This is a genomic window from Natrinema salsiterrestre, assembly GCF_029502005.1.
Taxonomy (GTDB): Archaea; Halobacteriota; Halobacteria; order Halobacteriales; family Natrialbaceae; genus Natrinema; species Natrinema salsiterrestre.
The window spans coordinates 262,755-283,496 of record NZ_JAMQOT010000006.1; the positions used below are offsets into that span (position 1 = coordinate 262,755).

General features: G+C 66.5%; 24 protein-coding genes. 8 read left to right on the top strand and 16 right to left on the bottom strand.

All coding sequences use genetic code 11. From position 1 onward, the window contains the following. The first annotated feature begins 350 nt into the window (after positions 1–350). Together NDI89_RS24075 and NDI89_RS17565 are read left to right on the top strand one after the other, a co-directional pair. Positions 351–440 carry a hypothetical protein gene (locus NDI89_RS24075; protein ID WP_425498572.1) on the top strand — a complete coding sequence of 30 codons (90 nt, stop codon included), beginning with the start codon at positions 351–353 and terminating at the stop codon, positions 438–440. Next, positions 440–1,222 (top strand): DUF7089 family protein, encoded by a 783-nt coding sequence (locus tag NDI89_RS17565; RefSeq protein WP_277523342.1) that lies wholly within the window; start codon positions 440–442, stop codon positions 1,220–1,222. The genes NDI89_RS24075 and NDI89_RS17565 overlap by 1 nt, the downstream gene beginning before the upstream one ends. Before the next feature lie 155 nt (positions 1,223–1,377). Here NDI89_RS17565 and NDI89_RS17570 read toward each other — a convergent pair whose 3' ends face one another. Together NDI89_RS17570 and NDI89_RS17575 are read right to left on the bottom strand one after the other, a co-directional pair. After that, positions 1,378–1,956 (bottom strand): DUF7090 family protein, encoded by a 579-nt coding sequence (locus NDI89_RS17570; RefSeq protein ID WP_277523344.1) that lies wholly within the window; start codon positions 1,954–1,956, stop codon positions 1,378–1,380. A 225-nt stretch (positions 1,957–2,181) separates the two neighbouring features. Then, positions 2,182–2,412 carry a hypothetical protein gene (locus tag NDI89_RS17575; RefSeq protein WP_277523346.1) on the bottom strand — a complete coding sequence of 77 codons (231 nt, stop codon included), beginning with the start codon at positions 2,410–2,412 and terminating at the stop codon, positions 2,182–2,184. Here NDI89_RS17575 and NDI89_RS17580 point away from each other — a divergent pair, their 5' ends adjacent. Beyond that, complete coding sequence (locus NDI89_RS17580) at positions 2,413–3,093, top strand: class I SAM-dependent methyltransferase (protein WP_277523348.1); 681 nt, start codon at positions 2,413–2,415, stop codon at positions 3,091–3,093. A 239-nt stretch (positions 3,094–3,332) separates the two neighbouring features. Here the strand turns inward: NDI89_RS17580 and NDI89_RS17585 are convergent, their stop codons facing one another. After that, positions 3,333–3,908 carry a DUF1684 domain-containing protein gene (locus NDI89_RS17585; RefSeq protein WP_277523350.1) on the bottom strand — a complete coding sequence of 192 codons (576 nt, stop codon included), beginning with the start codon at positions 3,906–3,908 and terminating at the stop codon, positions 3,333–3,335. A gap of 155 nt (positions 3,909–4,063) precedes the next feature. Beyond that, the gene (locus NDI89_RS17590) at positions 4,064–4,300 is read right to left on the bottom strand and encodes a DUF7127 family protein (RefSeq protein WP_277523352.1); all 237 of its coding nucleotides are present in this window, start codon (positions 4,298–4,300) and stop codon (positions 4,064–4,066) included. 207 nt (positions 4,301–4,507) lie between these two features. On the opposite strand from NDI89_RS17590, the gene NDI89_RS17595 reads away from it, so the two are divergent. Beyond that, positions 4,508–6,883: an ATP-dependent DNA helicase gene (locus NDI89_RS17595; protein WP_277523390.1), complete on the top strand. Its 2,376-nt coding sequence runs from the start codon at positions 4,508–4,510 to the stop codon at positions 6,881–6,883. A 15-nt stretch (positions 6,884–6,898) separates the two neighbouring features. Here NDI89_RS17595 and NDI89_RS17600 read toward each other — a convergent pair whose 3' ends face one another. Beyond that, positions 6,899–7,390, bottom strand: a complete 492-nt coding sequence (locus NDI89_RS17600; protein ID WP_277523354.1) for an FAD synthase family protein — start codon at positions 7,388–7,390, stop codon at positions 6,899–6,901. Continuing rightward, positions 7,387–7,695 carry a DUF7521 family protein gene (locus tag NDI89_RS17605; RefSeq protein WP_277523355.1) on the bottom strand — a complete coding sequence of 103 codons (309 nt, stop codon included), beginning with the start codon at positions 7,693–7,695 and terminating at the stop codon, positions 7,387–7,389. Before NDI89_RS17605 ends, NDI89_RS17600 begins: the two co-directional genes overlap by 4 nt. Positions 7,696–8,083: 388 nt before the next feature. On the opposite strand from NDI89_RS17605, the gene NDI89_RS17610 reads away from it, so the two are divergent. Next, entirely contained in the window at positions 8,084–9,955 is a 1,872-nt protein-coding gene (locus NDI89_RS17610; protein WP_277523392.1) for an SLC13 family permease, read from the top strand. Positions 9,956–9,997: 42 nt separating this feature from the next. Here the strand turns inward: NDI89_RS17610 and NDI89_RS17615 are convergent, their stop codons facing one another. The 5 genes from NDI89_RS17615 to NDI89_RS17635 all read right to left on the bottom strand — a co-directional run bounded on the left by NDI89_RS17615 (position 9,998) and on the right by NDI89_RS17635 (position 14,743). Further along, complete coding sequence (locus NDI89_RS17615; protein WP_226004834.1) at positions 9,998–10,165, bottom strand: hypothetical protein; 168 nt, start codon at positions 10,163–10,165, stop codon at positions 9,998–10,000. Positions 10,166–10,251: 86 nt separating this feature from the next. Continuing rightward, on the bottom strand, positions 10,252–10,563 hold the full coding sequence (locus tag NDI89_RS17620) for a carboxypeptidase regulatory-like domain-containing protein (RefSeq protein ID WP_277523358.1): 312 nt from the start codon (positions 10,561–10,563) through the stop codon (positions 10,252–10,254). A gap of 76 nt (positions 10,564–10,639) precedes the next feature. Beyond that, complete coding sequence (locus NDI89_RS17625) at positions 10,640–11,704, bottom strand: ABC transporter ATP-binding protein (RefSeq protein WP_277523360.1); 1,065 nt, start codon at positions 11,702–11,704, stop codon at positions 10,640–10,642. After that, entirely contained in the window at positions 11,701–13,614 is a 1,914-nt protein-coding gene (locus NDI89_RS17630; protein ID WP_277523361.1) for an ABC transporter permease, read from the bottom strand. The genes NDI89_RS17625 and NDI89_RS17630 overlap by 4 nt, the downstream gene beginning before the upstream one ends. A gap of 4 nt (positions 13,615–13,618) precedes the next feature. Continuing rightward, positions 13,619–14,743, bottom strand: coding sequence for a thiamine ABC transporter substrate-binding protein (locus tag NDI89_RS17635; protein WP_277523362.1), 1,125 nt, complete (start codon positions 14,741–14,743; stop codon positions 13,619–13,621). 91 nt (positions 14,744–14,834) lie between these two features. Here NDI89_RS17635 and NDI89_RS17640 point away from each other — a divergent pair, with 91 nt between their 5' ends. Then, positions 14,835–15,971 (top strand): AI-2E family transporter, encoded by a 1,137-nt coding sequence (locus tag NDI89_RS17640; protein ID WP_277523363.1) that lies wholly within the window; start codon positions 14,835–14,837, stop codon positions 15,969–15,971. A gap of 81 nt (positions 15,972–16,052) precedes the next feature. Then, on the top strand, positions 16,053–16,658 hold the full coding sequence (locus NDI89_RS17645) for a DUF5518 domain-containing protein (protein ID WP_277523364.1): 606 nt from the start codon (positions 16,053–16,055) through the stop codon (positions 16,656–16,658). A 38-nt stretch (positions 16,659–16,696) separates the two neighbouring features. On the opposite strand, the gene NDI89_RS17650 is transcribed toward NDI89_RS17645, so the two are convergent. Together NDI89_RS17650 and NDI89_RS17655 are read right to left on the bottom strand one after the other, a co-directional pair. Continuing rightward, positions 16,697–17,974, bottom strand: coding sequence for an ABC transporter permease (locus tag NDI89_RS17650; RefSeq protein WP_277523365.1), 1,278 nt, complete (start codon positions 17,972–17,974; stop codon positions 16,697–16,699). After that, positions 17,971–18,732 (bottom strand): ABC transporter ATP-binding protein, encoded by a 762-nt coding sequence (locus tag NDI89_RS17655; RefSeq protein ID WP_277523366.1) that lies wholly within the window; start codon positions 18,730–18,732, stop codon positions 17,971–17,973. The genes NDI89_RS17650 and NDI89_RS17655 overlap by 4 nt, the downstream gene beginning before the upstream one ends. A gap of 198 nt (positions 18,733–18,930) precedes the next feature. Between NDI89_RS17655 and rpiA the strand changes: the two genes are divergently transcribed. Then, positions 18,931–19,638, top strand: coding sequence for a ribose-5-phosphate isomerase RpiA (rpiA, locus tag NDI89_RS17660; RefSeq protein ID WP_277523368.1), 708 nt, complete (start codon positions 18,931–18,933; stop codon positions 19,636–19,638). A gap of 13 nt (positions 19,639–19,651) precedes the next feature. Here rpiA and NDI89_RS17665 read toward each other — a convergent pair whose 3' ends face one another. From NDI89_RS17665 to NDI89_RS17675, 3 genes are all read right to left on the bottom strand, one after another. Next, positions 19,652–20,086: a hypothetical protein gene (locus NDI89_RS17665; protein WP_277523370.1), complete on the bottom strand. Its 435-nt coding sequence runs from the start codon at positions 20,084–20,086 to the stop codon at positions 19,652–19,654. 5 nt (positions 20,087–20,091) lie between these two features. Next, on the bottom strand, positions 20,092–20,547 hold the full coding sequence (locus NDI89_RS17670) for a hypothetical protein (protein WP_277523372.1): 456 nt from the start codon (positions 20,545–20,547) through the stop codon (positions 20,092–20,094). 77 nt (positions 20,548–20,624) lie between these two features. Continuing rightward, positions 20,625–20,742, bottom strand: a 118-nt coding sequence (locus NDI89_RS17675) for an integrase core domain-containing protein (RefSeq protein ID WP_277521295.1), incomplete at its 5' end; no start/stop codon positions are given.

The following is a 20,742-nucleotide window of genomic DNA, read 5'->3' on the forward strand; positions in this document are numbered from 1 at the left end:
CACCGTATTGTTTCGACTGCAGACTGGTCGTTAACTCCGTTTCTAATCGTTTTACAAACACTTTCAGTTCCAGGAGAAACTGTCCTCACGTCGGGATCGCCGGGATGAGACCCCGGCCGCCAGGTCGGAACGACGGACGTGCACTCGCCGAGCGACGATCTGTTCTGACACGCAGTAATACGTTCGTCCCTACTCCATCGCTGGCGGCCCGAAGTCTTCGGCCAGATCCGGACGAGGGGAACGCACTCCGCCGCCGGACGGACTTCCGGGAGGCCAGAATCGTGACGGTGACGCCGGCGGACCGGTCGGAGACAGATGGATTTAAGCGACGCGGATACGACCCACCGCACATGAGCACCGCAACCAAGGTCGTTCTGTCAACGGTCGCCGTATCGGCGCTACTGTCGATCCTGCTCGTCTTTCAGAACGCACTCGCCTGATGTTCGAGGCCCGTGCGCTCTCGGATCGAGTCGACGCCGTCCGCGAGGCCCGGACGCCCGACGTACAGGTTCTCGACTGCGACCGTGACTTCGAGACGCTGACTCCCGCACTCGCCGAGGACCTCGGCCTGCTCGTCGACGCGCTCGAGCCCGCGACCTATCCGACGGCCTGGCTGCCCGACGACGCCCCGACCTTACTCACTCGCTACGCGAGTTCGGACCTCACGATCGGAATGCCGGGCGACGGCAGCGTCGTCTGGACTCGCCAGACCGACCCGCCGATCGTCCTCGTCAAACCGCGAGTCGAGGGCTCGCCCGAGTCGTTCGTCGACTTCCTGATCGCCGAAGCGCTCGTTCAGGTGGATCTCGAGGTGCCCGAACACTTCATCGGCTTCTTCGAGGGGGCGTATCCCGACCTCGATGCGGCGGTCGCGCTCGACCCGAACGGGACCTATCAGGTCGCCGCGGCGCTGTACGACGGGTGGGTCGGGCTTCAGACCCGCGAGGTCTTCGCGGACTGGCACGACGAGCATCCCGAACTCGCCGACGCCTGGCAGGACGCGGGGACGCGGCTCGAGGATCGCGTGTCGGAGCTCCCGCGTGCGGTCGCACGCGGTGACACCGAGTTCGCGGACGCGACGGAGCTGGCGTGTGCCGCGATCAAGCACGCCATCGAATTGCCGGCACCCTTCGCGGCGCTCGATACCGACGCGTATCTGGACCACGGCCCGGCGTACGCGATCCAGTGGGCCGAGAAAACGTTCGACTCGCTCGAGGACTAGCTCCTCACGTGTGCTCGAGACGGGGGATTCGTCCTCGAGCGTTTTCGTCGCGATAATTCCGATCGGAGAGATACGCGTCTCGTTCCCGCCCACCGTGACACTCCACGGGATTCCCGTGCAGCCGAACTCTCGAGACAGACAGTGCGGATCGCCGCTCAGAACTCGGCGTCGACGCTGCCGTCCTCGTCGAGGTCGATGATTCCGTCGAAGAGGCCGCGGAACCGGTCGACGAGGGCTTCGTCGTGGGGGTCTTCCGAGAGGTGGAAGAGCCCGACTGCATCGTGTTCCTCGAGCAGTCCGAGGATCCGTTCGACCGCCTCGAAGGCCTGCTCGTCGCCGGCGTAGTAGGCGAGTTCGGTGACGGAGTCGAAGCTGATGCGGAGTTTACCGTCGTGATCGGCGAGGAAGCCGTCGATGTGGTCGACGATGCCGTCGACGTCGTCGGGGGCGGCGACGTAGTGGACGGTGTCGGACGAGCGTCGGGAGTAGCCGCGTTCGATGCTCAGCGTGTCCAGGATTTCGGCTCGTTCTTCGTCGACGTCGTAGTATTCGAGTTTCTGCCTGACTTCGCGGGCAGTGGTTCGCGTGGAGACGACGAGGAAATTGTCGGTGTCGGCTTTGAGGAAATCCGTGTCGATACGGTCGGTTTCACCGGTGCTCGGATGGAGGAGGAGCACGCCGGTCCCACCCGGTACGGTCGCCGGTGTGTCGTCTATTTCGAGCGTATACTCCATATTGGCGTGAACAACTCTGGGGACTCCCTTAAGCGTGCGGATGTCTCTCTCGTCGGGGGATTCCGTCGGAAACGGAGGAAGGGTCTGAAAAACTGGCGAGGGGTGGGACAGTGCGACTCACCGAGCGTCGACGCGAAATCCGGATGCCCACGGATTTCGGCTATCGACGACCCTTCACCTCGTATATTTTAGGCAAGCCTAAAGAAACTGTCGGTGGTTCTCGTCTCACTGAGAACGGTGCGCGATTCGCTCGAGGTGGAGCATGCGTGGTTCGGTGCGGTGGAAGAGATACCGTGCAGTGATAGCGGTGATGGCGGTGATGGCGGTGATGGTGGTGATGGCGGTGATGGCGGTGATGGTGGTGATGGCGGTGATGGCGGTGATGATGATGATGATGGCGGTGGACGGGATACCGATGGGAACGCGTTTAGGGTCGCGGACCCCATCGGTCCGCATATGAGCGTACGCGAGGAGTTCGACGAGTGGGCGGCCAGCGGTCGAGACAAAGGGATGGAGGAGCGCCACTGGCACACCGCAAAACACGCGCTAGCACGGATGCCGGTCGAACCCGGCGACACCGTCCTCGATCTCGGCTGCGGGAGCGGCTACGCCGGTCGCGCGCTTCGGGATACCAAGGGAGCCGGCCGAATCTACGGTCTCGACGGCGCGCCCGAGATGGCCCGCAACGCGGCGGCGTACACGGACGACCCGGCCGTCGGCTATCTCGTGGGCGACTTCGACGAGCTCCCGTTCGCCGACGACTCGATCGATCACGTCTGGAGCATGGAAGCGTTCTACTACGCCGCGGATCCCCACCACACGCTCGAGGAGATCGCCCGTGTCCTCCGACCGGGCGGTACCTTCTACTGCGCCGTCAACTATTACGAGGAGAACGTTCACTCCCACGAGTGGCAGGAGTACATCACCATCGAAATGACACGCTGGGATCGCCAGCAGTATCGCGACGCCTTCCGCGAGGCGGGACTGTCCGTCGCCGAACAGGACGCCATTCCCGATCGGGAGATCACGATTCCGAGCGAGTCCGAGTTCCCGACCGAAGACTGGGACACCCGCGAGGACATGGTCGAACGCTACCGCGACTTCGGGACGCTCCTCACCGTCGGCGTCGCTCCCTGACCGCTCCGTCTCCACTCACTGACGGGCGACCTGTCAGCGAAAACCCCCTCATTTCGACTCGAGATACGTATTCTCTCCCGAGCACCTGTCACACGCCCGGTGACTCGAGTCGAAACGGTCCCGTCGCCTCGGTGATCGTTTCCTGTCTCGTCGGCATCGGCCGTTCGAACTGTCGAATCGCCGCGCGGGTGCCACGTCTGCGGGCCAGCCCTCGCAGGAGTCGTCTCGAAACCGGGGGACTATTCGTCCCGTTCGCCGGCCGGAATCGTCACCTCGAGCCAGTTCTCTTCCGGCGGGAGCGGGCAGTCGAAGGTGTCGCTGTAGGCACAGAACGGAGAGTACGCGAGGTTGAAGTCCACGACGATTTCGGTCCCGTCTTCGAGTTCGTCGGCCGGCTCGAGTTCCATGTACCGACCCCCATCGTAGCTCTGCTGGCCCGTCGTCTTGTCCCGGAACGGTACGAACAGCGGTTGCTCGTCGGGGCTCTCCTGCTGGTAGGCCGCGAGTTCGAACGTGCCGTCCTCCAGGTCGTCGTCTTCACGATCCAGTTCGAACTCGAGCGTCGCCACGCGGAGATACCGCATCTCTCGACCCGCGGTGGTGTCCATCAGCACGACCTCGGGGTCGTCGTGGACCGTCGCGGTCGCGCTCACGCGGTAGGCCGGGTCCGGCTCGAAGTAGTCGAGTCCGTCGAACTCGTCTCGTTCCTCCGGCGGGATCGGCGACTGGGGATGGTCGGCGAAGAACTCGTCTTTCTCCGCGCGTTTCGACTCGAGTTCGTCGCGCCAGCGGTCGACGTCGATGGAATCGCTCATATCCGGAGTAGTCGACGGATCCGGGAAGGCGTTGCGTTTCCGACCCGTCGTCGTCACTCCGTCCTCGGTACGTAGCGAGCACCGATGGAACTATCAAAACAGCGATACGGTTGGGAACTCGCCCGTCGCCGCCGGGTTCCGTTTCGAGTCCAGCGTTACTCTTCGATGGTGAGTACGCCGTTGCGCGCGGAGACGTCGCTCGCTTCGGGCGGGAGCTCGAACTCGAACTGGTCGCCGTCCGCGACGATGATGGCGGTCGAGCCGACGACATCGACCGAAATCTCGGCGGCCGAGTTACCGAAATCGGCCGCGATGACGCTACCGTCGTCGTAGTCGAACGTGCGGACGACCGCGTCCTGATCGACGTTCCGCAGTGATTGGGGGACCTTCACAAGCGGCCGTAGGGACTCAGCTAAGTAAAGGGTCACGCTGGCAGCAACCGGAGAGGTGACGGTCCGTTCGACTCTACGGTTTTCCGACACTATTCGCGCTGACTCGTCCTCGAGTCGGATCCGCGGTCGTCCCCGACATTTATAACTCGAGGCGCGACCATTCCAGTCCGTCAACGCTATGGACGACCGACGATGAGTACGGAGAGAATGACGAACTGGCGGACGGTGTTCGGTCACGAGCAGCCCTACGATCCCCAGGTCGACGGCATCGAGACGGCCATCGACACCGGCCGGGATGGCGGCTACACCGTCATCGAAGGGGCCTGTGGCACCGGGAAGACGATGATCGCCCTCACCGCGGGGATCGAACTCGTGCGCGATCCCGACACCGATTACGAACGCGTGCTCGTGCTCACGAGCGTCAAACAGCAACTGCGCCAGTTCGAAGAAGATCTCGAGACGATCAACGAGAACCTGCCCGCCGACTGGGACCCGATTTCGGGACTCACGCTCGTCGGAAAGGCCGACGTCTGTCCGTACAACCGCGAGGGCGCGGCGGGGATCGACGACGGCAACGTGTACGACCGCTGCGAGACGCTCCGGGACCGAACCCGCGACCTCACCGGGGAGGGCGGCGAGACGACCGCACAGAACCTGGCCGCCCGCGCTCGCAGCCAACAGATCGGTCTTGCGGACAGCGGAACGCAGTCGAAGAACACCTTCCTCGAGACCGCCGGCGAACCGACGCCCTACCCGCCCGACCTGCCCGAGTACGGCGAGGGCGGGCCCGTCGGAGCCGCAACCGAGTACTGTCCGTTCTACGCGCAGTACCTCGAGGACCTGCCGGACGACGAGGAGGACGGGTCGGCGGCGGAAGCGGTTCCGTACGATTTCACCGACACTGGGATGGTCACGCCGGAGGAGCTGGTCGCCCGATCGGTCACACACGGCACCTGTCCCCATTCCGTAATGGGGGCCGCCCTCGGCGAGGTCGAGGTCGTCATGGGGAACTACTACCACGCCTTCGATCCCCGAACGGTCGGCTCCTTCACCGGCGCGTTGCTCGACGACTCGACGTACGTCGTCTGCGACGAAGCCCACATGCTGGAACCGCGCGTGCGCGACCTCGTCAGCGAGGGCGTCGCCGACAGCACCCTCCGAGACGCCGAAACCGAACTCTCGCGGGTCATCCAGCCGATCAAGTTCGAGCGCGAGGGTCGACAGGCCGAAGGCGGCTCCAAGACCGCCGACGCCGATCTCGTCCGCGGGGAACTCGCGGACAGCGACGTCTCCTTCGAGGAGCTCAATCGGACCCTCGAGTTCGTTCGCGACCTCCGGGAGGAGCTCGATCGGCGGATCACCGCACACCTCGATCGGAATTACCGCGGCTGGCAGTCGAACCTGAACGACCTCCGCGACGAGGAACTCCCCCTCCGCGATCCGGGCCAGCCCGCCGAGGACGAACTCTCGGAGTGGGCGAGCGAGGCGGGGTACGGCGACGCCGACTGGGTCCGCGCCGAGGCCGTCGGCGCGATCGTCGAACGAGTGCTGAACGAGGCCGAAGACGAGGACCGGACCCGCGCCGCGCCCGCGGTCGGCCGTGTCCTCGGCGAGTGGTATCGCCGCGGCCACACCGACTATTTCCGGGAGATCGAACTCGAGCGCACCTGGGACGACACCGAGCCCGCGGACTCGTGGCGGCGGGCCTACAACGCCCGACTCTCCCTGCACAACTGCGTCCCCAGCGACGCGATCGGCGACCGGCTCGGCACGTTCGGCGGCGGCATCCTGATGAGCGCGACGCTCGAGCCGATGGACGCCTTCACCGAGGTGACCGGACTCCAGTACCTCGAGCACGAGGAAGACAGACCGGTCGTCGAGCGCCGGTACGGACTTCACTTCCCCCGAGAGAACCGCGAGAGTTTCGCGGTCGCCGCGCCGAAGTACACCTACGACAATCGCGGTAGCCCGGGAGAAGAGAATCCGACGCGGCGATCCTACGCCGACGCGATCTCGAAAGTCGCGAACCTCCCCGGCAACGTCCTCGTCGGGATGCCCAGTTACGCCGAGGCCGAGTGGACCGCCGGCGTGCTCGAGGACCGGGTCGACAAGCCGATCCTGCTCGACGCCGCGAGCGACGACGAGACCACGCAGTCGCTCAAGGACGAGTTCTTCGCCGGCGAGGGGAAGGTGCTCGTTACGAGCCTCCGGGGAACCTTGACCGAGGGCGTCGACTACAGCGGCGACCGACTCGCCGCCGCGGTGGTCTGTGGCGTCCCGATCGTCAACACCTCGAGCCCGCGGACGAAGGCCGTTCGCCGCGCCTACGACGACGAGTTCGGCGACGGCTTCACGTACGCGCTGACGATTCCCGCGGTACGGAAGGCGCGGCAGGCGATCGGCCGCGTCATCCGCAGCCCCGAGGACGTCGGCGTTCGCGTCCTCCTCGACGAGCGCTACGCCCGCGACAGCTGGGACTCCGTCAAACCCTACCTCCCCGACGACGGCGAGTTCCAGACGGTGAGTCCCGACATGCTCGACGTCGGCCTCGAGCGGTTCCGCTCCCGTCTCACCCCGCAGTAGCCGCGCGCTCACCGCTCAATCGTCGGCGTCGGATTCGACGGCCGTTCGCGGTCCGTCCCGCCCCCGCTCCGCGAGCACCCGCTCGACGATGTCGCTACTCGAGTACCAGTGATCGCCGGACGGTTCGAGCCCGCTCGCTCGGTCGACGCGACAGTCGATTCCCCACTCCCCGAGCAGCCGCTCGATTTCGTCCCCGTCGTGGTGCTGGTCGTGGCCGAGGACGAGCACGTCCGGATCGATCTCCCGGATCGGGATCGAAAAGTCCTCGGGATGACCGACCCGAGCGTGATCGACCGCGTCGAGAGCGGCGACGACGTCCCGGCGTTGCTCGCCCGGCAGGACGGGATCCGGTTTGTGAGAGATGCTGTCCGCACGGGCGACGATGACGTGTAGTTCCTCCCCCGTCGCGGCGGCTTCCTCGAGGTAGTGGACGTGGCCCGGGTGGAGGAGATCGAACGTCCCCTGTGCGACGACCCGCGTTCCGTCCCGTTCCGGCTGAGTTGTCATATTGATATCTTCGTCCTCTCGGTCACGGCCGCCGTTTCGGTGTACAGCGAGTACAGTAAGATCCCGAACCCGACTGCGGTGACAGTGCTCTGGAGGACGACGCCGAGCGCGACTGCGCCGCCGAGGAGGTGAACCCCGCCGCCGAGTACCGAGCCCCCGACGATGGTACCGAACCCGACGGCGACTGCCCGAAGTGCCGCCGAGCCCGTTCGTCGAAACGCTCGGGAAGCCAACAGTGCGACTGCCCCGCCCGTGCGTACCGTCGCCGTGTTCGCGGCTGCGATGAAGAGCGCGTAGTCGTTCATGGGGGTGTTTCGAATCGGCGTCGGTCGCTCGGTTCAGTGTGGATTCCGATTATGGAACGCTCGAGTACCGATCGCGGCGTGTCGGGCTGCTCGAGTATCGGCCGTCTCCATACGGGATCGTCCCGACGGAGATCACGTGAGTATCGCGTACGGTTCCCGCTCCAAAGGAACTTCTCCGAAGATGTTCACGAGATCGGGTCCGACCGTTGCCACGACTGAACGGGGGCCGAAACGATAGTACGCCGGATCGCGGGCTCGCCTCGAACCGGGGCCTTCAAGCGGGACCGTCGGAATATCCGGACTATCAACCGTGTCTGGACTTCTCCCGTCGGCCGCTGGGGCCGTTCCGCTGGCCGCCGAGTCCGGTAGCCTCGCCGTGACTCCCCAGATGCTGGTCGTGTTCGGAATCATCGGTATCGCGCTCGTCCTCTTCATCACCGAGTGGCTGCCAATCGACGTGACTGCCATCCTGATCATGGTGTTGTTGATGGTGCTCGGGGCCGACGGCGTGGTGAATCTCACCGAAATATCGACCGAAGAGGGGACCTCCGGCTTCTCGAACCCGGCGACGATCACCGTGCTGGCGATGCTCATTCTGAGTTCGGGCATCAGTCAGACGGGCGTCGTCCAGATTATCGGTCGCAAGATGTCGGCGTTCGCGGGCGACGACCTGAACAAACAGCTGCTCGCGACGATCGGCGTCAGCGGTCCGATCTCCGGCTTCATCAACAACACGCCGGTCGTCGCCATCCTCGTCCCCGTCATCTCGGACATCGCCCACAAGGGGAAGACGTCGCCCTCGAAACTCCTGATTCCGCTCTCCTACGCCTCGATGTTCGGCGGGATGCTCACCCTCATCGGCACCTCGACGAACATCCTCGCGAGCGACGTCTCCGGGCGCCTGCTCGGCCAGCCGTTCTCGATGTTCGAGTTCACCAAGCTCGGGATCGTCGTCCTCGTCGTCGGGAGCCTCTATCTCATGACTATCGGGCACCGATTGCTGCCCGAACGCGTCCCCGTCGAGGAGGACTACATTCAGGAGTACGCGATCGAGGAGTACCTGACCGAAGTGGTCGTCGACGAGGGGTCGCCGATCGTCGGAACGACCGTGGGAGACGCCATCGACCACGTCGAATTCGACGCCGACATCCTCCAGGTCGTCCGCGACGGCGACGAGTTCATCGAACCGATCAGCCAGAAGACGATCAGAGAGGGGGACCTGCTTCGGCTCCGCGCCGACCGCGACACAGTCCAGCAGTTCGTCGATCGGGGAACGCTCACTCTGGCGGGCAATCCGGAAACGGCAGACGAACTCGAGCCGGACGACGTCTCGGAGCGAACCCTCGTCGAGATCGTCGTCCCGCGGGGGTCGTTCCTCGTCGGCGAGTCGCTCGAGACGTCGACGTTCCGCCAGCGCTACGACGCGACCGTGCTGGCGTTTCGGAGCCGCGGCGAGACGGTCCGGGATCACATGGACGAGCGCCGGATCCGCGTAGGCGACACGCTGTTAGTCCAGGCGGCGCCGGACAGTATCGACCGCCTCTCGCAGAACGACGATTTCATCGTGGCACACGAGCCCGCGGAGCCCGATTACCGGACCGAAAAGATTCCCCACGCGGCGGCGATCATGGCTGGCGTCGTCGGGTTCGTCGCAGTTCCGTGGGGGACGGTCGGCTCCGCCCTCGCCGGGCTGACGGGCGTCGGCGCGTTCGAGGCGATGACGGCGCTTTCCCTGCCGATCATGGTCACCGCCCTCGCGGGCGTCGTCGCGATGGTCGCGACGGGCGTCCTCAAGCCGACCGAGATCTACGACGCCGTCGAGTGGGACGTGATCTTCCTGCTGGCCGGCATCATCCCGCTGGGAATCGCGCTGGAGCAGACCGGCGGCGCGGACCTCCTGGGCACGCTCGTCGCCTCGACGAGCACCTACCTTCCCGTGATCGGCGTGCTGTGGGTGTTCTACCTCGCCACGGGGCTCATCACGGGCGTGATCTCCAACAACGCGAGCGTCGTGTTGATGCTCCCAGTGGCCGTCGAGACCGCCCGGCAGATCGACGCGAACGCCTTCGCGTTCGTGCTCGCGGTGACGTTCGCGGCCTCGACCGCGTTCCTCACGCCCGTCGGCTACCAGACGAACCTGTTCGTCTACGGCCCCGGCGGGTACAAATTCACGGACTTCGTCCGGGTCGGGGCACCGCTCCAGTTGTTACTCTCCGTCGTGACCGTCCTCGGGATCGCGTTCTTCTGGGGCCTAACGTAGTACCGCCGCGTCGCTTCTCCGTCTCTCCGCGTCTCCCTCGGCTTATTCCTCGTCCTCGAGTTCGGCGTCGTCCTGATCTCGGTCGTCTTCGTCCTCGAGTTCCGGTTCGTCCTCGTCGTCCCGCTCGAGGGCCTCCGAGACCTCTCGTTCCCGCTGTCGCTCCTCCTCGTCGTCGGCCTGTTTGTCTCGGCTGTTTTTCGAGTCTGCCATGCTATCTCCCACAGCGGCAGGCGGGATAACGCTGTGGCACGATACCACGTGCACGGTCTCGAGGTCGACCCCGCAGTCACTCGTCGCTATCGCGGTCTCGCGGGCCGATACGGACGGAGTGCGGCTTCGTTCGGGACGACGCGAACGAGCTCCGACGCCGGCTCGTACGCCACGCGCTCGCTCGGCGCTTTCCTCGCCGTGAGCTTCCAGAACCCGGGCGAGTCGAACTGTAGTCGACACAGTCCTCGGCCGTCCGTTCGGACGGATTTCGTCTCGGTCGTGACGACGGCGCCCTCGACCGGTTGTCGTCGATGATCGCGGACGCGAACGGTGATCGGGGTCCCGACTGACACCTCTCTGCGTTCGACCTCGAGCCGGAGCCGCCGAGTGACCTTCATGCGAGGAGCTAGCACAGCTGTATTGAAAGAAGCACACTTGCACGTTCCGGGCTACTCGAACCGATATGGACCGTCGCTATCGAGGGTCGACGACGTGCGCGTCGTCGGGTTCGAAGCCGACCGTCAGTTCGTCGCCGTCCGGAACCTCGTCGAGCCGGAGCACGATTCTCCTGTCGTTCCAGCGGCCGTTGACGCGGACCGTCTCGCCGAGGAACTCGCTGGTCTCGACGCGGACCGTCAGCCGGTTGCGGTCGGCGGACCGCGCGAGCCCGCCCGGCCGCACGCAGAAGGTGACCCGATCGGATCCGTCGACCACCGGCACGGTGAACGTCTCACCGCCGACTTCCGCGCGTCCGTACTCGCCGTCGCGGCTCCGAACCGCGGCGTCGAAGACGTTGTTATCGCCGACGAACTCGGCGACGAACCGGGTCGCGGGCTCGCGATAGATCTCCTGTGGCCGTCCGATCTGTTCGACCCGGCCGCCGTTCATGACCGCCACCCGATCGGATATCGCCAGCGCCTCCGCCTGATCGTGCGTGACGTAGACGGTCGTGATCCCGAGCTCCGACTGAATCCGCTTCACTTGTCGGCGCAGCGATTCCCGGAGCTGCGCGTCGAGCGCGCTCATCGGCTCGTCGAGCAGGAGGAGGTCCGGCGCCGGCGCGAGCGCTCGAGCCAGCGCCACTCGCTGCTGCTGGCCGCCCGACAGCTGCTCGGGGTCGCGGTCGCCCATTCCCTCGAGGTCGACGAGGTCGAGCAACTCGGCGACGCGGTCGTCCGCGGTCGCCCCGTCGGGCGGGTCCCGAAACCGGAGGCCGTAGCCGACGTTTTCGGCGACGGTCATGTGCGGGAACAGCGCGTAACTCTGGAAGACGACGCCGACGTCCCGCTCTTCGGGCGGGACGCCGGTCATCTCCCGACCGTCGAAGCGGACGGCCCCCTCGGTCGGTGCCTCGAAGCCGGCGATCGCTCGGAGGGTCGTCGTCTTTCCGCAGCCGGAGGGACCGACGAGGGTGAAGAACTCCCCGTCGCGAACGGTGATGTCGACGTCCTCGAGGGCGACCGTGCCGCTATCCGGGCCGTCCGTCACGCCGGCTCCGCCGTAGACTTTCGACACGCCATCCAGACTGAGTCCGGTCACCCTTCGAACCTCCCGCCGACGCGGTCGACGACGACGAAGCTCGCGGCCGTGATCACCAGCAGCACCGTCCCCATGGCGATCGCGGGGCCGGAGCGGCGGCCGAGATAGCGCTCGACGGCGACGGGCATGGTGTAGGTATCGCCGCCGCTGGCCAAAATCACCGTCGAAGAGAACTCGCCGATCGAGATGGCGAACGCGAAGGCGGCTCCCGCGACGATCCCGCTGGCCACCAGCGGGAGTTCCACGTCCCGGAGCGCGCGGTAGCGGGAGGCGCCGAGCGCTCGAGCGGACTCGACCATCGCCGGATCGAGGTTCGCGAGCAGGGGCGAGATGTTGCGCGTGACGAAGGGGTAGGCCGCGACGGCGTGGGCGGCGACGATCGCGACCGCGCCCGTCACCTGGATTCGCCACCCGCCGGGTAACGGAATCCCGAAGACGAGCCCCTGCAGGAGACCGATGCCGAAGACGACCCCGCTGACCGCGAGCGGCAGCATCGCGAGCGTGTCGACGATCGCGCCCCCCCGATCGGCGCGAACCGTCACCACCGAGACGACGATGCCCATCGGCACGGCGACGACCAGCGTCGCGAGCCCGAACAGCAGCGAGTTCCGGATCGCGACCAACGGCAGAGTCTGGTAGTCGGCGCCCTCGAGCTGGCGCTCGAGCAGGAAGGCGTAGTGACGCGTCGTGAACCCGCTCCCGTCCGTCACGCCGCCGACGACGAGGCTCGCCATCGGACCGACGAAGACGACCAGCGTGAGGATCCCGTAGCCGACGATCGCCACCCTGCGGGGCGAGAGCGCCGTCCGCAGATCGGGAAAGAGCGGCGTCCGGGACGGGGAGGTCGCCCCTCGAGCCAGTCCCGACTGTGCGGACTCGTACCGGAGGTAGGCGTACGTGAGTCCGAGCGAGAGGACCGTCTCGAGGACGGCCAGCGTCGCGGCCTCGGAGTAGGCCAGCCGGCGGACGCGGTCGTAGATCCAGACCTCGACGGTCGCGAGCTGCAGGCCGCCCAACGCCAGCACGATCGGGAACGTCATGAACGTGAAGATGAAGGTCAGCAACGCGCCGGTCAGAACGGCCGGCAGGAGCTGCGGGACGACCACGTCCCGGAACGCGCGCCGGGGGCTCGCGCCGAGGCTGCGAGCGGTCTCGACGGTCCGAACGTCGACCGACTCCCAGGCGGCGACGGTGACGCGAGCCACCAGCGGCGCGTTGTAGAACGCGTGGGCGACGATCACGATCGCGAGCGGGTTCCACTCGATGAACGGATACGGTCCGAGTCCGGCGATCCCGAGTAACTGGTTGAGCGTTCCCGTCCGACCGAACATCGCGTAGAACCCCACGGCGACCATGATTCCCGGCAGCACGAACGGGAGGATCGTCAGCGAACGCAACGTCCGCCGCCCCCGGAATTCGTACTTCGCGAGGATATACGCGGCGGGCAACCCCAAAGCGACGCTCGCGACCGTCGAGAGGGCGGCCTGGTACGCCGTAAAGCCGAACAGCCCCGTCCGGATTCCCGGGGTCTCGAGGCTCGGCCACGGTATCGGTAACGGAACGCCGGGGATCGGGTACTCGAGCGAGATCGAGACGGAGACGGCCGCGAGCCAGCCGAGCAGCGACTCGAGGTGTGCCCGTACTGCCAGCGGCTCCGCGAAGAGGTCAGCGAGGACACCGACGTAGAACGGGTCGGTGAGCACCTCGCGAAAGAACGCGAGCGTCGCGACGCCGTCGTCGAAGGCGGCGTTGACGAAGACGACCCCGACCGGCAGGTAGAGCATGACGGCGAGGACGCCGGCCGTCGCGATCGCCGTCAGTGACAGCGCGTGGTGCTCGAGCCAGCGGCGAACGGCTGTGGACCGCCGTCGAAGCCCGGCCGCCCGCACGGACCAGTCCGGTCGAGACACGGGCCTACTGGCTGGCGAACTCGCGCGCCCAGTTTTCGACCCAGCCGTCGAGGTTGCCACGAAGCTCCTCGTAGCCGACCGTCACCGCCTCCGGCGGGACGTGTGCGTACCGGTCGAACTCCTCGTCGAGATCGACGTGTTCCGCGGCGACGGCCGGGAACTGGACGTTTCGCTGGGCGATCTGGGCCTGGGCATCGCTCGAGAGGGCGAAGTCGAGGAACTCGTACGCGAGATCGACCTCGCTCGCTCCCTCGAAGACCCCCATCCCCTCGGGGTTGGCGTACCCCTGATCGTTCGGGAAGGCGATCTGGTGGCGACTCATATCGTAGTCGTACTGGTTGGCGAACACCTGATCGGTCGAGTACGAGACGACCATCGGCCGATCCCCCTCCATGTACGCACCGGTGTACGACTCGCTCCAGTCGTTGAGAACCCGGATCCCGTTCTCCTCGAGCCCCTGCCAGTAGTCGAGGTAGCCGTCCTCGCCGTAGGCGTCGATCGTCCACAGCAGGAACGCCTGTCCGGGATCGGACTGCTGGGCGTTCTGGGCGAGCAGGGCGTCCTCGTAGGCCGGCTCGGTGAGGTCGTCGAGCGTCTCGGGCTCGTCGACGACGTTCTCGTCGTAGACGAGACAGATGTAGCCCGTGTCATAGGCGAGCACTCGACCGTGGGGGTCGCCCATGTCGAGCCCGTCCCGGATCCGGTCGGCGCGATCGATCCGATCGACGTTGAGGTCCCGAAGGAGACCGCCGTCGTCGAGATTGTCGTCGATCCTGACGAGGTCGTCGACGTTAGCCCCGAGATAGACGTCGGCGTCGATATCGGCGCCTTGTTGTTCGCGATCGATGTAATCGTTGATCCCGTTGTTCGGAATCGTCCACGTCAGTTCCGCGTCGGGGTACTCCTCCTCGAAGGCCTGCTTGAGCCACGGGCCGGCCGGGTTCTCGCCGTCGACCATCGACTCGTAGGTCGCGACCCGAAGCTCCCCCTCGAGATCCGGGTCCTCCGGCTCCGGATCTCCGGTTTCGGTCCCGTTCCCCTGATCGTCCTCCCCGTCGCGCGTCAGACAGCCGGCGAACCCGGCGACCGTACTCCCACCGACCGCGCCCACGAACGTTCGTCGTTTCATTACCCGGTGGTTGCACCGGGTAGTCTTAAGGCCCCTGATCGGCGCCTCCGTTTCGAACCCGCCGCTCGAGCCGAAAGACTTTGTTCCCCGAATGCGACCCACGAACGTGACAGGGACCTCGGCCGAGAGCGCCGGCGGGAACAGGCGCCGCCGATACGTTCTCGCGGGAATCGTCGTCGCGCTGGGGATCGTGACCGGCGGCATCCTGCTCGAGGTCCTCGGAACGATCCTCTTCGCGCTGACCGTCGCGTACGTCCTGTTGCCGGTCCAGGGGTGGCTCGTCAGGCGCGGCCTCTCCGAGTGGACCGGGGCTCTCGCTGCGACCCTGCTCGGATTCGTGAGTGCGATCGCGGTCTTCGCGCCGATCGTCGTCGCGCTGTCCTTCCGCTTCGAGCAGGTGCTCGAGGCCGTCGAGGCGCTCCCACGGGAGGTGACGATCACGGTGCTCGAGGTGGCGTACACGATCGAAGCCGGCGAGGTCCAGACGATGGCGGTCGACTATCTCAGCGACGCCGCGACCACGTTCGCGCTCGCGCTCCCGGTGCTCGCGATCAAGTTCGCGCTGTTTGTCGTCCTCCTCTTCGGCGTTCTCCTCAAGGGCGACGAAGCGGGACGGGCCGCCGTCGCACCGATTCCCCACGGGTATCGAGACGTCGTCTACGCGCTCGCGACGCGCGCTCGCGAGACGCTGTACGCGATTTACGTTCTACAGGTCGCGACCTCGATCGCGACGCTGGCCGTCGCCTATCCGCTGTTCTGGATCCTCGGTTACGAGGCGGCGCTGACGCTCGCGATCGTCGCCGCGGTCCTGCAGTTCGTCCCGATCATCGGCCCGAGTATGCTCATCGCCCCGATCGCACTCTATCACGTCGCCGCCGGCGATCTCGTCGCCGCGGTCCTGATGGGCGTGCTCGGCCTGTCGCTGGTGGCCTGGCTCCCCGATATCGCCGTTCGTCCGCGGCTGGCCCGCCGCTCCGCCGGCTTGCCCGGCAGCCTCTACTTCGTCGGCTTCACCGGCGGCCTCTTCACGCTCGGCCCGATCGGCGTCGTCGTCGGTCCCTTACTTGTCGCGGTCTTCGTCGAAGCCGTCGATCTGCTCGCCGACGAGGTCAACACCGACGCCACGTTCGCGGAGATCATCGAACACGACCTCGCGGAACCGCCCGAGGACCCGACCGGAGCGGAGACCACGTTCGAGGAGTCGGGTTCGGAGTTCGCCGACGACTGACCGCGATCTCGAGATCGGAGGCGGAGCGCAGCGACACCACGGACCACCGACACTTTTCACTTCGCTCCCCGTCCGTTCGGTATGGTCCGGAGTAGCACCATCGTCAACGCGGTCATCGGAGCCGTTATCGGCGTCGTCCTCTCGTTCATCCCCCTCTCTCCGGCTCTCGGCGGGGCCGTCGCGGGGTTTCTCGAGGGGCCGAACGAGCGTGCGGGTGCGATTGCGGGAGCACTGGCCGGCGTGATCACGTTCCTTCCGATCGTCGCCGGTAGCTTCCTGCTCTTCGGCTTCCTCGGGCTCGGACTCCTGGGCGGCGCTCCGGGGAGCGGGATCGCCTTCGCCTCGATCTTCATCTTCGGCTTCCTCTTCGTCGTGCTCGTCTACACCGTCGGGTTCTCGGCACTCGGCGGTTTTCTGGGGTCGTACCTCGCGCAAGAGTATCCCGATCGACAGCGCCGGACCCGGGACACGATCGGGTTCGAGACGGATCCCGAACGGCCGTCTCGCAGTCCCGACACCGTTTCGACTCGAGACCGCGACGTCGATACAACGTCTCTCGGAGATGGAGACACCGATGGGACGTCACCTCGAGACCGCGACGCCGAGGCGGATCGATCCGCGTCGGGCGGGTTCGAGGGGGACCGGTACTCGGAGCGGGATCGCGATCGCGAATCGGACCTCGAGTAGCGCGGCGTCGAGCGAAACCGCCACGTCCGCGCCGCGAGTCACTCGTATCTGAGCGCGTCGATCGGATCCGTCCGCGCGGCCCGCCAGGCGGGATACAACCCGGCGACGATCCCCACGAGCATCCCGACGACGACCGCGAGCGCGACGTACTCGAGTGGGTAGACGAGCGGGAGATCGATGTACTGCGCGCCGAGATAGCCCCCGAGGAGTCCGAGCCCGGTCCCGAGGACGGAACCGATGACGCCGAGGATAACCGACTCTGTGAGAAAGAGGCCGAGGACGTCGCGGTTTTGCGCACCGATCGCTTTCATGATGCCGATCTCGCGGGTCCGCTCGGTGACGCTCACGAGCATGATGTTCGCGATGCCGATCGAGCCGACCAGCAGGGAGATGGCCGCGATGCCGACGATGAAGTTCCGCAGGAGATCCAGGACGTCCTGTAGCTGCTGGAGGAGTTCCGTACTCGTCCGGAACCGGACCGCGAGGTCGTCGCCCATCAGTTCGCTCGCGTCGGAGCGGTCGCTCTCGAGGTAGGCGGTCGCGCTCTCCCGGGCGGCGTCGATGTCGTCGTCGTCGGCCGACGGGGCCTCGACGATGATCGCGAGGAAGCGAACGTCACTGCCCGTGTCGGTTTCGGTGTCGTCCCCGCCACCGCTTAGCGCGGCCGCCTGCTCCGTATAGTAGGGGTCGGTCGGCACGTAGATCCGCGGCGAGGATTCGAACCCTTCGAACGGGCTCTGTCCCTCGCTCGTGTCGGTGATGCCGACCACCTCGAGCGTCGTCTGCTGGCCGCCGAATATCGTTACGGTGAGTTCGTCGCCGACGGTGACGTTCTCCTCGAACTGGTTCGCCGCCGCCGGATTCAGCACGGCCTCGCGTTCGCCCATCCGGAACTGTCTCCCTTCCGCCAGCCGTTCCTCACGGATGTACGACGGCCCCGAGGCGATCAACCCGTTCCCCTGTGCCACCGTCTCGTTGCCGTTCGAAACCGTCTGCATCTGAATGTTCGCGTAGCCGTACGCCGCGTCGACGTCCTCGAGCTCCTCGACCGCCTCGAGATCGTCCTGCGTGAACACGGGCTGGGCACCCGCCAGCGGGCCGCCCTCAGTGTCGGGCTCGGCGGCCCAACCGTAGACGTTGCGCTGATCGTCGGGGCTGATGTCGCCGATAATCCCCGCCTGCAAACTGGCACCCAGCGTGACGAACGCGATCACCGCCGCGATGCCGATCACGATCCCCAGCGTCGTCAGCGCAGATCGGAGCTTGTGACCGCGAATTGACCGCCAGGAGAGTCGCAGGCTCTCGAGCGGGTTCATTCGGAATCGGCCCCCGGCTCCGACTCTCGGCCCGCGATCGAATCCGTCGTCACGCCGTCGCTAGCGGATCCGTCGAGTTCCTCGATCCGCTCGATTGTCCCGTCGAGCAGGTGGACGATCCGGTCGGCCCGCTCGGCGACGTGTCGCTCGTGGGTGACGACCAGCATCGTCGTTCCGGCCGCGTGAAACTCGTCGAAGAGGTCCAGGATGTCGGCCTCGGTGTCCGTATCGAGGTTCCCCGACGGCTCGTCTGCCAGGACGATCGCCGGATCGTTGACCAGCGCCCGCGCGAGCGCGACCCGCTGGCGCTGGCCGCCCGACAGTTCGTTCGGGAGGTGATCCGTCCGATCGCCGAGGCCGACCCGCTCGAGCAGGTCTCGCGCCCGTTCCCGGCGCTCCGCGCGATCGATACCCCGGAACAACTGCGGTAGCGCGACGTTCTCGAGGGCGTTCAGCCGCGGCATGAGGTTGAACGTCTGGAAGACGAACCCGACTTCCGTCCCTCGGAGCCGGGTCCGTTCCCGGTCCCCGAGCGTCCCGATCGTTCGACCGCCGACGGCGACCGTCCCCGCCGTCGGCGTGTCGAGACAGCCGACGAGGTTCATCAGCGTCGATTTGCCGGATCCGCTCGGTCCCATGATCGCAGTATAGGATCCCCGGGGCACTTCGAGCGTGACGCCGTCGAGCGCGTGCACCGGCTCGCCGATCCGATAGGTCTTCCGGACGCCGTCGAGCGCCACCGCCGTCTCCCGTGCCATGGAGGGTCGTCCACGGACGGTTCAAAAAAAGTTCGGCGCAACGAGGGGACGCGCGAAACCGGGTTCGACGCCGGTCGGGGCTCGAGGCGGATCGATGGCGCGGCGAATCCGAGACGATCGATCGAACGCCGACCCGTCGATTTCCGAGCGTCGTCGCGAGATGTAACGTTTTTCTCGCCGCCGCTCGCTTGGGGTACCATGAAGACGGAAGGCGGCTCCACCGCGGCGAAACGCCGCGCCGGCGAACGGGCGGCCGAGGCGGTCGAAGACGGATTCGTCGTCGGCCTCGGCACCGGCTCGACGACCGCCCACGCGATCCGGGCGATCGGTCGCGCCGTCGACGACGGCCTCGCGGTCCGCGGGATCCCCACCTCGTTCCAGTCCCGCCAGCTCGCGCTCGAGGTCGGAATCCCACTGACCGACCTCGACGCGGTCGACGGCGTCGACCTCGCGATCGACGGTGCCGATCAGGTCGTCGACGATCCTGACTCCCGCGCTCACGGCGCGCTCATCAAGGGCGGCGGTGCGGCCCACGCGCGCGAGAAGCTCGTCGACACGGCTGCGGAGCGGTTCGTCGTCGTCGCCGACCCCTCGAAGCTGACCGACCGGCTCGAGCGCCCGGTTCCGGTCGAAGTGCTCCCCGACGCTCACACCGTTACGGCGGACCGGATCGAGAACCTGGGCGGTGATCCGACGCTCCGCGACGCCGAGCGAAAGGACGGCCCCGTCGTAACCGACAACGGCAACCTCGTGCTGGACTGCGCGTTCGGTCCGATCGACGATCCCGACGGGCTGGCGGCGCAACTGTCGAGAATTCCCGGCGTCGTCGAGCACGGCCTGTTCGTCGGGGTAGCCGACGCGACGTACGTCGGGACCGACGACGGGGTCGAGGTTCGTCGCTACTGATCCGAGTTCGCAATTATCTCCTTTCGCGTCGATCCTCGACCGCAGTGTCCGTCGGCCCGCCGGCCGGTCTCGAAAACAGGCCGACGGCCACGTAACACGCTCCGAGCAGTCTGGTTACCGGCACCACCCACCCCTTCACCTCGAGGTCGTCGGCGTTCTCGTAGGCGACCGCCAGAGCGAGTTCGACGACCGTTCGGGGGGCCAACGCGAGGACGAACCCGACGGCGGCGAGCGCTCTCTCGACGCCCGCCGGCGGCCCCCGTCTCCGACCGAGGAGCCAGACGAACGCCGCCCCCTCGAGCCGAGTGATCGGGATCGTCCAGAGCCGGAGCCGTCCGGCGTCTGGGGTTTCGAACGCCAGCCGCTCGCTGTAGCTGATGAGTTTCCCCGGTGCGATCACCGCGAGCAGCCCGACGGCGATTGCCAGCGTTCGACGCTCGGTTCTCACTGCAGTTACCTCGAGCGGATCTGCAGCCGGCGCGAGGACTGATCACCGTCGTCGCTACCCTCCTCGGACGCCGGCTCGGTGCCGCCGCTTCGCGAGAGCAGGGTGACGGTCAGGTAGAGGACGCCCAGTAGCCGGGCCGCCGGCACGACCCACGGCTGTACCTCGAGCTCGTCGGTGTCGGCGTAGACCAGATGCTGGCTGAGTCCGATGATCGGCCGCGGGACGAGGACGAGCGTCAGCCCGGCGAGCCCGAGCAGGGCGGAGACGAGCGTCGACCCTTGCCGGCCGCGGACGAGCAACCAGACGAACACGAGCCCCTCGAGCCGCGCGCCCGTCAGCGCGAGCGGCCGTCGCTGTGCCGCGGCGGGGTTTCGCAGACCGATCCGCTCGCAGGCCTCGATAACCGGCCTCGGTTTGACGATCTCGAACAGCCCGAAACCGATCAGGAGCGTGCGCAGCATGGCCACGTCTACGACGGGGAGCAGCAAAAAACTCGACCCGGGTATGGAGACCTGAGGGTCGGTGGCGATGGCACTGTCTAGTTTAGCACCTCCGCTGGCGTCTGTTCGTTAAGTGATTGGTGCGGTCGTTGTGTGTTGTAGTAGTGTATGAACTGTTCAAGCCATTCTCTGACGCTCACCCGACTGCCCACCCAC